We start from the raw sequence: 13,000 nt of genomic DNA, 5'->3' as shown, positions 1-13,000 counted from the left end.
TTTATGAAACCCCACATTTGATAGTCTGTATAAAAATACAGACTATCAAATGTGGGGTTAATTACTTTTAGTTTGGTTTATTGTTCTACCAAAATGACCGATACGTCGTCTGCATGAAAATCAGCAGTCAGTTCGTTTGACTCCACATAAAGTAAAGCCGCACTTTCCTCGGTTGTTATTGAATGGGTATAAGTGCCCGAAAGCTTTACCCAATCGCCTGCAACTACGTTTGTAACAGTGGTTAGCTCGAGGTATTCAGTGCTCGCATGCTCAATTTGCAGTGTAAGTTTAATTCCTGGCGATACCGCTGTGTTATCGTCAGATAACTTAACCCACGCAGATACATTATAGGTTTTGCCCGCTGTGAGCTTGGGTTGTTTCAAGTGAAATAGTAGCACTGCCTCGTGATTGCCATGAATCAAGACCGGCTTCAAAGTCACCATTAGTTAGCAGCTCTGCGTGTTGTTAAAAGTACGACCGGTGTTGAAAACCTTTATTTAGATCAGTTAGGTGCGTTTGGTAACGTTGACCGCTACCCTGCTAGACGTATTATAACCATTGTTTACTATTCGCTCGTACGCTTTGAAGAAACCAATCTTGTGAGCGGCGACAATGCTTTAGAATGTGAATGGTTTGATGTAAATAACGTTCTCCCTTTAATGTTTGACCACGCCGACATTTTAAAAAGTGGCTTAGATTACTTACGCTATAAAGTAAGGCACGAGCCGATTGGTTTTAGCCTGCTCCCTGAAAAGTTTACCTTGCTTGAGCTACAAGGAATTTACGAGTCGATTTTAAATAAATCACTCGATAAGCCTAACTTTAGACGTAAGTTCCAAAAAATGAACTTACTAATAAACTGCAAAGAAAAACAAACCAACGTAGCTCACCGAGCTGCTACTTTGTACCGTTTTGATATAAACGTATACGAAAAACTAAGAGAGTTTGGTTTTACATTTGAGTTTTAAATAAGCAAATGCATAATTAAATTAATGTTTGGTCTTTAAGGCCAAATAACATATTGCTAATATATATGTGATGTTTATAATTCGTCCGCATTATTAATATAAACTAATCAAAAGGAGCTTTTTTCTTGAAACTTACGCCGCCCTAGGCAACCACTCCCCTTTTTCATCAGCACGTTACGTGCAACCTTAATCGCCGCCTGCGCGAGAATCACTGTTATTTAAATAAAATACTCCCCTATACTTTGGGAAACTAACTAATTAGGTTTATTACATGTTTGATCACGTAAAAAGAGATTGGCTCTCTAATGTTCGTGGCGATGTGCTTGCTGGTATTGTTGTGGCGCTTGCCCTAATACCTGAAGCGATTGCCTTTTCTATTATTGCCGGTGTTGATCCAAAAGTAGGTTTATACGCCTCATTTTGTATTGCGGTTATTATTGCCTTTGTAGGCGGACGTCCTGGCATGATATCGGCGGCTACCGGTGCAATGGCACTGTTAATGGTAACGCTGGTTAAAGACCATGGTTTGGAATACTTACTGGTTGCTACCTTACTCACTGGTGTACTACAAATATTTGCAGGCTTTTTAAAGCTCGGTGAATTAATGCGCTTTGTATCGCGCTCTGTTGTAACAGGGTTTGTAAATGCGCTGGCGATTTTAATATTTATGGCGCAGTTACCTGAGCTGACTAATGTTACTTGGCATGTTTATGCGATGACCGCAGCGGGCTTAGGTATTATTTACTTATTTCCGTATATTCCAACTATTGGCAAAATACTTCCCTCTCCTTTAGTGTGTATTGTTGTTATTACACTGGTTTCAATATTTTTGGGTCTTGATATAAGAACCGTTGGCGACATGGGCGAACTACCAGACACTCTACCTATATTTTTATGGCCCGATGTCCCCCTAACACTCGAAACACTGCAAATTGTTTTACCGTATTCAATTGGTCTTGCTGTTGTGGGCTTACTTGAGTCAATGATGACCGCCACTATTGTTGATGACTTAACTGATACAACGAGCGATCGTAATAAAGAATGTAAGGGCCAAGGTATTGCTAATATTGGCGCAGGCTTATTTGGTGGTATGGCGGGTTGCGCTATGATTGGGCAATCAATTATTAATGTTAAATCGGGTGGTCGCGGCAGGCTTTCTACCTTTATTGCAGGCTCATTTTTAATCATCATGGTGGTGTTTTTAGATGAATGGCTGCGTTTAATTCCTATGGCAGCATTAGTTGCGGTAATGATTATGGTATCGATTGGTACGTTTTCGTGGACATCTGTTAAGGATTTAAGAAAGAACCCGCTTTCATCAAATGTTGTGATGATTTCCACCGTTATTGTGGTTGTTGCCACGCATAACCTAGCCATTGGCGTTTTAGTTGGTGTGTTGTTAGCTACGTTGTTTTTTGCCAATAAAATTGGTCGCTTTATGGTGGTTAAAACCAAGCATGATGAAAGCAACGATAAAATAACCTATGAAGTCGTTGGCCAAGTATTTTTTGCCTCAGCTGAGCAATTTATTGCATCGTTCGATTTTAAAAATGCGGTTTCTAACGTGGTAATTGATTTAACCCATGCACATTTTTGGGATATAACTGGTGTATCGTCACTCGACAAGGTGGTTATTAAATTTAGGCGTGAAGGCGCAACGGTTAGTATTATTGGTATGAATAGCGCAACCGAAACTGTAATTGATAAATTTGGTGTGCATAACAACCCTGAAGAAGTCGAAAAACTACTTGGCGGACATTAAGGAGAATGCAATGACTAAAATAATTACCTATGTAGATGGCTCAGCCATTACTAAAAATGTAACCGATGCTGCTATTTGGGCTTCAAAAAAGCTAAATAAACCAATTAGCTTTGTGCATACAATTGAAAAAACGCAGCAAACTAATATCGGCGACTACTCTGGTAGTATTGGGCTTGGTGCACAGTCAACACTTCTTGATGAAATGACTAAGCTTGACGAACAACGCTGCAAAGTAAGTTTAAAAATGGCTGACGAATTATTAAATTCAGTAAGTGAGCATGCTAAATCGGCAGGTGTTACTAATTTTGAACTAATTAAGCGCCACGGTGATTTGCTCGATACCGTTATAGACTTAAAAGACGATACACGCCTTATTGTTATTGGCCAAAATGGTGCTGGACATAGTAATAGCTTCGCGGTGCTGGGCTCACATATAGAAACCTTAGTGCGTAATGCAACACAACCTATTTTGCTTATTCCTGAAACATTTAAACAACCTAAATCATTTATGATTGCGTACGACGGCCGCGAAACAGCCGACAAAGCGCTACAACAAGTGATTGATGGCGGATTGCTACATGGCTTGCATTGTCATTTGGTGAGTATTAAAAACAACGAAAAAGACCTCGAAGAAAAATTTGTTAATGCACAGCACAAGCTTATCAGTGTGGACTTCGAAGTGTCGGCAAGCTTTTTAGAGGGCAATATTTTCGACTCGTTAATGCAATATAAAGAACAAAATAATGTAGAACTAATTGTAATGGGTGCATTTGGGCACTCTAAACTAAGGCAGTTTTTTGTGGGCAGTAACACCATTAAAATGCTCGAGAACAGCGATGTGCCTGTGGTTATTTTAAAATAAATTTAATACCTGCACCAAAAAGCCTAAAATCACTTAACTGATTTTAGGCTTTTTTGTTTTTGGCTTAGGTTGGGTTTTAGTTTTAAATTTAAAGTAAGGTTTAGAGTGGCTTTACTTTTTAGCTTCAAACTTTTCAAATAAAAACTGAATAAACGATGTAACCTTTTGAGCCACAAACTTTCTATGCGGATAAATAGCAAATAAACCAAACTCAAAGGTTTTATAATCCGGCATAACCTGCACAAGCTTGCCCGATGTAATATCGTCTCTCACCACTATTTCAGGGATTAAACCAATACCGCCACCCGCTACAACCACCTCTTTTACAGCTTGTGGATTATTAACCGAAACACGCGAGTTTACATTTGCCGTTAATGCCTCGCCACTAGGTGAAACTAGAGGCCAATGGCGACCTATTTTAAAGTTGCTATCAATCACCGTGGCGTGTTGTTCAAGCTCGTCAACACTCGCTGGTGCGCCAAAACGCTGAATATAATCGGCTGATGCACATAAAATTAAAGGATAACTGGTAATTTGCCGCGCAATTAAATTAGAGTCAGACACACTGCCAATTCTTATTGCTAAATCAACCCCCTCTTCAAGCAAATCAATTGTTTTGTCTGAAAGCACTAAATCAATACTTAAATCAGGGTATCGGCTTAGTAACTCAGGCATTAACGGCGCAAGGTTTGATTCGCCAAACGACACCGGCGCACTCACCCGAAGCTTGCCGCTGGCAAGGGCTGTTTGACCCGATAAGTTATCGAGCATTTCGCTATAGCTTTCAATTACCGGCACTACGCTTGCGTAATAACTTTGCCCCGCCTCGGTAATCGAAATTCTGCGCGTGGAACGATTAAATAATCTAACCCCTAAGTCTTGCTCTACAATGCCCACATATTTACTAACCAGCGCCTTTGAAAGCCCTAGTCTGTCGCCTGCGGCTGTAAAAGAGCCTGTTTCAACAACCGCGATGATTGTTTTAATGCCAATAATAGTATCCATGATTGTCAATATAGCATTGACATTTATTCCTTACTAGCTCGGTTTTTCAAAACTGATAATAGTGAAAGAATAGCGTTATTAAAAATCACTATTCAAATTAAAAACAGGACAACCCATGAGCAACTTAACGCTATATCGTTTTACTTTATCTGGTCATTCTCATCGTGCAGAGCTATTTACATCGCTTTTAAAGCTTGATGTAAATATGGTTGATGTTGCACTGCAAGACGGCGCACAAAAGCACGATGACTTTCTAAAAATGAATATTTTTGGACAAGTACCGGTACTTAAAAACAACGACGACATTATTAACGATTCAAACGCTATTTTAGTGTACTTAGCACAAAAATTTGATGCTAACAGAACCTGGTACCCAGAAGATATTACTGTTCAAGCGCACATTCAGCGCTGGTTGAGTGTTGCTGCAGGACTTGTGGCTTCAGGTCCGTGTTCGGCGCGTTTAGTCACTGTATTTGGCGCAGAGCTTGATCATCAAAACGCGATAAACATTGCCCACACATTATTTAAAACAATGGATGCGTACTTGCAAAACCGCGAATACTTAGTAGGTACTCAGCCAACCATTGCCGACATTGCCAACTTTTCGTACATAGCACACGCACCAGAGGGCGGCGTATCACTTGAGCAATACCCAAATATTTTAAGATGGTTAAACAACTTTCGTAAGCTTGATGGTTTTATAGCAATGCCTGAAACAAAAGCAGGTTTGTTGGCTTAGTGTTTTAAGTTTTTAATACTATTTTTTAAGAGGCTATTAAGCCTCTTTTTTGTGCTTGTTTAAGCGAAATCTGAAATTTAGTGTAAGTTAAAAGGCCGACGTTTTGACTGGCAGACAACTATTAATTCAATTAGTTGATACAAATCTATGCGAATAATTCTGTGAGAAATTTCATGTGAAAATAAGGGGAATTCTTTTTGATAGAGCAGTTAGAAGATATCTAAAATTTGGCGGTAGGAATAAATATGGGGGAGCACTCAGACCTTCGCAAAATGTATGGCGGTGTCACAATGCCTGAAACAAAAATAGGTTTACTTGCCCAGTGATAAAAGCTTGCTACTGTTTTAAAAGAAGTCATCGTGCTTTTTTTATAAGTTTCAAATGTACTATTTACATGTTTAAAAACTTAGAGATTATTTCATAAGCTCATTTTTTAATTAATTTTCGCTGTTAGAGTTATTCTACAATCTTGCCATGTTCTCTTTCATAATATAGATGTATACTCAACTTAATACGTTATCAAAAGGTGATTGTGATGAATAAAAAAGTAGAAGCTTACGGCGTTTCAGCAGTTGCTAGACCTAAGATTAAAGCAACTAAAATTTTAGATTTATCTGGGGAATCAGGTAAGCAAATTGTAAAATCTGAAGCTAAACTAGCGATAAGAACGCACAGAAAAACATTTACTAAATTGGCTCATATGTAATGGAAATAATTTGCTTTCCATTTGAAAGGGTTATTGAAATTAATGCTTTTATTTTAGAAAGTGAACCCGGTATGAAAGGTTCTGTCGACATTCCTAAATTACAGGGTGCTTTAGGGCGAATAGATAATGCAATTATCTATGATGGATTGGATGATGTATTTGAAATAGCAGCTAAATATACAGCAAGTATAGCTATAGCACATGCATTACCTGACGCAAATAAACGAACAGGGCTAGTTGTTGGTCTAGAGTATTTGTCATTAAATGAATACGAATTAATTAGCGATAACGATTTAATAGCTGATGCTGTAAAAGATTTAGTTATCGGCGAAATTAGTGAAAATGATTTTGCTGATGTATTGTATGCACAGTATTTTCAAGAAAACCCTACCAATAAAAATACATAATCGGATAGCTAAATAGGCATTAACTAAAACAGTATTAATTCCATTTTGGGCTTCGCGAATTTTTACACCTCAAGTGCGATTTTAACCTACAGCTCTAAATCAAGTTCATCAACGCCTTTAGCCGGTACGGCGCAGCAAATCAGCGCCAGCTCCGGCTCTATCGGGTAACTTACGTTATCTCGATAAACCACAGCGCCTGCATTTATTTTTATGGCACAAGTGCCGCAGCTGCCGTTTCGACAACCAAACTCAGGTTCTAAACCATGAGCTTCGGCTACATTAAGTATAGTGTTGTCGCCTTTATTCCAGCGCTGTTCAAAGCCCGATTTACTAAATTTAATTACAGTGTTGTCTGCTTCCTCAACACTAATCTCTTTGGTTTTATTAGGCGCTTCGCTTGTGTTAAGTACTTTGCGCTTAATACTGGAGGGTCCAAATACTTCAGCAAATATGTTTTTGTCCTGCACACCGAGTAATAACAGCTCGTTATATACGTGCTGCATAAACGCTTGCGGTCCGCATAAAAAGAACTCGTAATCATCAAGTGGTAAATAATACCTAAACACATCCGCATTTATACGCCCTTTTAAATCAAAGCTCTGATCTTTTAAATTAAAGCTATTATCTTTTAAATCAAAAATGTCGTCTTGTTTTTCATTAAGCTCAGACTGCGATAAAAGTGAGTAGTAATCAATTGCCCCGCCGCTCGTATCTGCTAGTGCTTTTAACTCGTTATAAAAAGCACGCTGCTGTTTATTTTTAGCACTGTGGAAAATATGCAGGGGGCGTGTATAGCGGGTTCTTAACCCTTCATTGGCAATGTGTTTAGCCATTGAGATCATAGGTGTAATGCCTATTCCGCCACCAATGAGTACCGCAGGCTTGGTACTAGTAGGGTCAATAAAAAACTGCCCTTGTGGGTATTTAGCTAAAATAACATCCCCTACGTTTACCTCATCATGAAAGTGGTTAGACACCTGGCCACTGAGTTCTTTTTTAATCGATAACCGATAAAATTTCTCATGAGGGCTCGATGACACGGTGTAGGTTCTAATAACAGGTTTGCTATTACTGTTATTGCTACTATTTTTACTTGGTATTTGTACGGTTAAGTGCTGCCCAGCTTTAAACGGTAACAAGGTTGTATTGTTATGCCCTTCTAAATAAAAGGAAGTAATTACATCACTTTCTTTCGTTATTTTGGTTACTTTTAAAGGCTGCCAAGTATGTTTTAGTTTTTCGGCTTGTTTGTTTTTATCAGCCTCAAGCCACGTGCCCGTCATTTTAGTGTTAGGGGAATAAGCATCAAATTTAGCACTAAACGGAAGTAAGTTTTTAAGCCATAGCCCTTTAATGAGGGTAAATTTCCAGCCTCGGTCTGCGCCAATAAAGCCTTGTAAATCTGGATGCCCGTCCCATAAAATTTCAACGCTGCCGGTAACCATTAATACATTACCCGTGTCAAAATCAGGAAATAACAAACCTGCTTTTGGGTTTAATAAAAAGTTACCCAAGGTATTAAAAAAATTGTTACCTGCGTAATCAGGAGTCGTTAATGTGTTACCTTCGCGCTTTACAAAGCCCGGCAACCCACCACGGTGAGAAACATCAACACCTTCAATTTTTGGGTTGTTTTTTGCGGTTATAAAGCTTGAAACAAAAAATGTATCGGTGGTGTCAATTAACGCACTAGCTGCGTTATCAAGTGTATTAAATTCAACTTTTTGTACCCCATTACTTTTAAGTAAAGGGTCTGTGTTGAACACTAAATCGCGCGTTTGAATATACTGCGGGCAATTTCCAAAGGATTGATCAACATTAAAACTCACTTTATTATCACTAATTACCTCACCTACGCGCACATTTAAACGGTTACGCCTACGCGTGTTTAGCTCAATGCCTAACAAACCAATTGGCGAGCCGGCAATATTTAACGTGTTATGTAAGGGGTCGTTTTTATCAACCGCGTGGGTCATTAATAACGATGTGGGTGTGGGTGAGCTTAAAAAGCCAGGCTGTCCTGAAACAATAGATACCCACGGATCAGCGTTTTCATCAACACTGCCAGCAACCACAAATGGTAACTGCTCGAAAAAGGCTTGATGCTGCTCTGGCATAAATGAGCGCACAGCACGTTTGCCAAATGTTGCCATTATTTCTCGTTTACCGAGTTTGTCTTGTATTCCCAGCTCGCCTTCGTGAAAAGGGGAAGTATCTATTGAGTTTGTGTTTATCATTTTGCTTGTAATTCGTGTGCGTATTTCATGGGCTAAATTTAACCCAATACTCAATGAATGATAATGGGTGTTTTATTGACTGATAATGCACAAAACAATGACAATACTTGCACCCTCTTAGTGCCAGGCGCGCACCAACATATGTCAAAACGAGTTTTTCATTCACTCTAAAAACATATTAAATACTATTTAAACAATAACTTAAAAAACTGGCTATGTTTTTGCAAACACTCTATTAACAAGCCCGTTTTACTTACGGCAAAAATTTAGGTTGTTGGCACTATAGCTATTAGCAACCATCGGCAAAGAAGCCCGCACACAATTATGCATAATGCGTATTTGTGGCGGGCTTTTTTGTTATTTGTATTTAAACCGTCACTTTAAGGAATGCCATATGCAAACCTCGCAAAAAATACTCATTATTGGTAATGGTATGGTCGGACACCACTTTGTTGAGCAAATGCGCCAAAGCGATGCCAACGCAGACATTACCGTACTTTGCGGAGAAGCAAATCTTGCATACGATCGCGTGTACTTATCAAGTGTATTTGATGGCAAAACAGCCGCCGATTTAGCACTAACAACTCACGACAACTACAAACAACTTAATATTAATGTGCATACCAGCCAGTGGGTTGAAGGCATTGATAGAACAGCAAAAATAGTAACCACGCTAACTGGTGAGCAATACCCGTACGACAAACTTGTACTCGCGACAGGTTCATTTCCGTTTGTGCCGCCTATAAAAGGTAACGACCAACCCCATTGTTTGGTGTATCGCACATTAGAAGATTTAGAACAAATAAAAGCCAGTGCAGCTGTAAGTAAAAGTGGTGTAGTTATTGGCGGTGGTTTGTTAGGGCTTGAAGCCGCAAATGCGATTAAGCAACTAGGACTTGATACCCACGTAGTTGAATTTGCACCGCAGCTTATGGCTGTTCAGCTTGATGGACAAGGCGGTACGCTTCTAAAAAATAAAATAGAAGAACTTGGCGTAACGGTACACACATCAAAGGCAACCAGTGAAATAGTAAAAGGCGAAACCAGTCGCTTTAGATTAAATTTTTCGGATGAGTCATTTTTAGAAACAGACCTAATTTTGTTCTCTGCCGGTATTCGCCCGTATGATCAGCTAGGTAAAATTGCTGATTTAGAGCTTGGTGAACGCGGCGGTATTATTATTAATAACCAATGCCAAACGTCAGATCCTGATATTTTAGCCATTGGTGAATGTGCCCTGTGGGACAAAAAATTATTTGGTTTAGTTGCACCGGGTTACAACATGGCGCGCGTTGCAGCGAGTCAATTAAGTGGTGGCGAGCTTGAGTTTTTAGGTGCTGACATGAGCACCAAACTTAAGTTATTAGGCGTAGAAGTAGGCTCAATTGGCGACGCTCATGCAAAAACGCCAGACTGTAAAGAACTTATATACCAAGACGCTATTCGCGGCTGTTATAAAAAAATAATACTAAGTGAAAAAGGCGATAAATTACTGGGCGCTGTACTTGTTGGCGATACCAGCGATTACGATACTTTATTGCAGTACATGCTTAACGATATGGACTTACCAGAAAACCCTGAGTGTTTAATTTTACCAGATAGCGGCGGCGCGCCCTCGTTATCTGGCAGTGCCCTACCCGACACCGCCACTATTTGTTCGTGTCACAATGTGAGTAAAAGTGACATTGTAGGTGCAATTGATGGCGGCTCATGCGATTTAGCCTCGGTAAAATCATGCACTAAAGCAGCAAGCGGCTGTGGTGGTTGTGCGGCATTATTAAAATCAGTTGTTGATAACGAATTAGCAAGTCGTGGAGTTGAAGTAAACAACCATGTATGTGAGCACTTTGCGTATTCACGCCAAGAACTACTGCACATGGTAAAAGTAGAAAGCATTAAAAGCTTTGATGACTTACTAACTAAACACGGTAGCGGTCATGGCTGTGAAATATGTAAACCTGCCATTGCCTCTATTTTAGCTTCAACATGGAACGACTTCATTTTAGAGCCCGCTCATGTTGGCTTACAAGACACTAACGATACGTACCTAGCAAATATGCAAAAAGATGGCTCGTACTCTGTGGTACCGCGTATTGCTGGCGGCGAAATAACGCCCGACAAACTCATTGTAATTGGACAAGTAGCCAAAGACTTTAACCTGTACTGCAAAGTAACTGGCGGTCAACGTATTGATTTATTTGGTGCGCGCTTAGAAGAGCTTCCTGTTATTTGGGAGCGACTTATAGAAGCCGGATTTGAGACCGGTCATGCCTATGGTAAGTCACTCAGAACCGTTAAATCGTGTGTAGGTAGTACGTGGTGTCGTTATGGTGTGCAAGACAGCGTTGGACACGCAATTGAAATTGAAAACCGCTACAAAGGGTTACGTGCACCGCATAAATTTAAAATGGCGGTATCGGGTTGTACCCGCGAATGCGCCGAAGCACAAAGTAAAGATATTGGCATTATAGCCACCGAAAACGGCTGGAACTTATACGTGTGTGGTAATGGCGGTATGCGCCCTCGCCATGCTGATTTATTTGCGACCGATTTAGACACACCAACACTGATTAAATACATTGACCGCGTAATTATGTTTTACATTAAAACGGCTGACAAATTGCAGCGTACGTCGGTATGGATGGAAAACCTTGAAGGCGGTTTAGACTACCTTAAAAGCGTAGTAATTGACGACAGCTTAGGCATTTGCGACGAGCTAGAAGCGCAAATGGAATTAATTACACAAACCTACGCGTGTGAATGGAAAAAAGCGATTGAAAGCCCAGATGCTGCCAAACGATTCCGCCAGTTTGTTAATAGCCCCGAAACCGACGACAACATTTTGTTTGTGCAAGAGCGTAACCAAATTCGCCCTGCTACAGAAGCCGAAAAACGTGAGCAACGTAATACACAAAACCGTATTCCAGTAATGGAAGTTGAACAGGAGCAAGCTGATGTCTTGGCATAATATTGGAACAATCGACAACCTAGTCGCTAATAGCGGCGTATGCGCATTAGTTAATAATCAGCAAGTGGCTATTTTTTACATTCCACAAAATCCAACGGCTGTGTTTGCCATTAGCAACTACGACCCGATTGGCAAAGCCAATGTATTGTCGCGTGGCATTATTGGCTCAGTCGACAATAAATTAGTTGTCGCATCGCCTTTATATAAGCAACACTTTTGCCTAGAAACAGGCGAATGTTTAGAAGCAGAAGCAATACACCTACCGGTTTTTAATGCAAAAATTGAAGACGGCAGTGTATTTATAAGCGCTGAACCAAAAGTTACAACAGCAGTGGCTTAGGGGAATAGTATGAGTGTACTGTCTTATTTTTCGGGTATTGAAAACGTGTGGCTAAATAAGCTTGTTACTAAGCTAACAAGCTCAAATAGTCGCAGCGTCAAAAGCGGCAACGTTTATATAATTGGTGCGGGCCCAGGAGACGCAGAGCTAATTACAGTAAAAGCGCAGCGTTTAATTAATACCGCCGATGTTGTTTTATACGATTGGTTAGTAAGCGATGATTTATTAAAAACGCTTCCTAAAAAAGCACAGCGAGTATTTGTAGGTAAACGTGCGGGTAAACATTCGATGACCCAAGCTAACATTTGCGAACTACTGGTTAAATACGCACAACAAGGCTTAAACGTAGTGCGTTTAAAAGGCGGCGATCCGAGTATATTTGCACGTATTAACGAAGAAGCCGATGCGCTTAGTGAGCATAATATTAATTTTGCTATTGTTCCGGGTGTGACAACGGCTTGTGCTACGTCCGCTTATACGGGTATTCCGCTCACTGCACGCGATGTAGCGCGTAGTGTTACATTTTTAACAGCGCAGTTTGCCGATCCTAACAAGCAACCTCATTGGCAAAATTACGCGTTTATGCCTGCAAACAACAACCCCACTTTAGTGGTTTATATGGGGCTTTCGCGCTTACAAACGCTAAGCTGCGGTTTGCAATCAGTGGGCTGGCCAAGTAATACACCCATCGCACTAATAGAGAATGCCACTACTACTAAGCAAAAAGTAATTACCAGTACGCTTGAGAAAATAGTAAATGAGCATGCTAAACACAACCTTCAAGGCCCTACCCTAATTATGATTGGTGAAGTAATAAATCATAAAATGGCTATTAGTCCTGAGTTACTAAACAGTGTAAATGTTAACGCATGACGTAAAATGAATAATGCACTTTTCGCGCTTACTACCTCCCCAGGAGTAGGCGCTTTTTTTGTTTTTAATTTGGGTTCAAGTTGTGTGCAATAACATACTTAAATGCACCAAATAAGTTAAAAGTAATGGCAAG

Annotated in this window: 12 protein-coding genes; 9 read left to right on the top strand and 3 right to left on the bottom strand. The window is 40.0% G+C overall.

The genetic code is table 11. From position 1 onward, the window contains the following. Positions 1 to 77: 77 nt before the first annotated feature. The gene (locus H5157_RS13665; RefSeq protein ID WP_310736854.1) at positions 78 to 398 is read right to left on the bottom strand and encodes a carbohydrate binding domain-containing protein; all 321 of its coding nucleotides are present in this window, start codon (positions 396 to 398) and stop codon (positions 78 to 80) included. A 201-nt stretch (positions 399 to 599) separates the two neighbouring features. Here H5157_RS13665 and H5157_RS20950 point away from each other — a divergent pair, with 201 nt between their 5' ends. The 3 genes from H5157_RS20950 (at position 600) to H5157_RS13650 (ending at position 3,592) form a co-directional block, all read left to right on the top strand. Further along, the gene (locus H5157_RS20950; RefSeq protein WP_310735799.1) at positions 600 to 968 is read left to right on the top strand and encodes an NrtR DNA-binding winged helix domain-containing protein; all 369 of its coding nucleotides are present in this window, start codon (positions 600 to 602) and stop codon (positions 966 to 968) included. 271 nt (positions 969 to 1,239) lie between these two features. Continuing rightward, positions 1,240 to 2,730, top strand: coding sequence for a SulP family inorganic anion transporter (locus H5157_RS13655; protein WP_182724881.1), 1,491 nt, complete (start codon positions 1,240 to 1,242; stop codon positions 2,728 to 2,730). Positions 2,731 to 2,740: 10 nt separating this feature from the next. Further along, on the top strand, positions 2,741 to 3,592 hold the full coding sequence (locus tag H5157_RS13650) for a universal stress protein (RefSeq protein WP_182724880.1): 852 nt from the start codon (positions 2,741 to 2,743) through the stop codon (positions 3,590 to 3,592). A 111-nt stretch (positions 3,593 to 3,703) separates the two neighbouring features. Here H5157_RS13650 and H5157_RS13645 read toward each other — a convergent pair whose 3' ends face one another. Beyond that, complete coding sequence (locus H5157_RS13645) at positions 3,704 to 4,597, bottom strand: LysR family transcriptional regulator (protein ID WP_182724879.1); 894 nt, start codon at positions 4,595 to 4,597, stop codon at positions 3,704 to 3,706. A 115-nt stretch (positions 4,598 to 4,712) separates the two neighbouring features. On the opposite strand from H5157_RS13645, the gene H5157_RS13640 reads away from it, so the two are divergent. The 3 genes from H5157_RS13640 (at position 4,713) to H5157_RS13630 (ending at position 6,449) form a co-directional block, all read left to right on the top strand. After that, positions 4,713 to 5,336: a glutathione S-transferase gene (locus H5157_RS13640; RefSeq protein ID WP_182724878.1), complete on the top strand. Its 624-nt coding sequence runs from the start codon at positions 4,713 to 4,715 to the stop codon at positions 5,334 to 5,336. A 535-nt stretch (positions 5,337 to 5,871) separates the two neighbouring features. Continuing rightward, on the top strand, positions 5,872 to 6,042 hold the full coding sequence (locus H5157_RS13635) for a hypothetical protein (RefSeq protein WP_007375222.1): 171 nt from the start codon (positions 5,872 to 5,874) through the stop codon (positions 6,040 to 6,042). Continuing rightward, positions 6,042 to 6,449, top strand: coding sequence for a type II toxin-antitoxin system death-on-curing family toxin (locus H5157_RS13630; RefSeq protein ID WP_024607825.1), 408 nt, complete (start codon positions 6,042 to 6,044; stop codon positions 6,447 to 6,449). Before H5157_RS13635 ends, H5157_RS13630 begins: the two co-directional genes overlap by 1 nt. An 86-nt stretch (positions 6,450 to 6,535) precedes the next feature. On the opposite strand, the gene H5157_RS13625 is transcribed toward H5157_RS13630, so the two are convergent. Further along, entirely contained in the window at positions 6,536 to 8,686 is a 2,151-nt protein-coding gene (locus H5157_RS13625; RefSeq protein ID WP_182724877.1) for a pyridoxamine 5'-phosphate oxidase family protein, read from the bottom strand. 394 nt (positions 8,687 to 9,080) lie between these two features. On the opposite strand from H5157_RS13625, the gene nirB reads away from it, so the two are divergent. From nirB to cobA, 3 genes are read left to right on the top strand one after another with little or no spacing between them, the layout of a single operon-like run. Then, a complete protein-coding gene (gene nirB, locus H5157_RS13620; RefSeq protein ID WP_182724876.1) occupies positions 9,081 to 11,654 on the top strand; it encodes a nitrite reductase large subunit NirB in 2,574 nt (857 codons plus the stop codon). After that, positions 11,641 to 11,994 (top strand): nitrite reductase small subunit NirD, encoded by a 354-nt coding sequence (nirD, locus tag H5157_RS13615; protein ID WP_182693842.1) that lies wholly within the window; start codon positions 11,641 to 11,643, stop codon positions 11,992 to 11,994. The genes nirB and nirD overlap by 14 nt, the downstream gene beginning before the upstream one ends. Positions 11,995 to 12,003: 9 nt before the next feature. Then, positions 12,004 to 12,867, top strand: coding sequence for a uroporphyrinogen-III C-methyltransferase (gene cobA / locus H5157_RS13610; RefSeq protein WP_182695777.1), 864 nt, complete (start codon positions 12,004 to 12,006; stop codon positions 12,865 to 12,867). Positions 12,868 to 13,000 lie beyond the last annotated feature (133 nt).

The organism is Pseudoalteromonas sp. SG43-3 (assembly GCF_014164385.1).
GTDB classification, from domain to species: Bacteria; Pseudomonadota; Gammaproteobacteria; order Enterobacterales; family Alteromonadaceae; genus Pseudoalteromonas; species Pseudoalteromonas distincta.
This window is presented reverse-complemented; position numbering and strand designations above follow the sequence as displayed.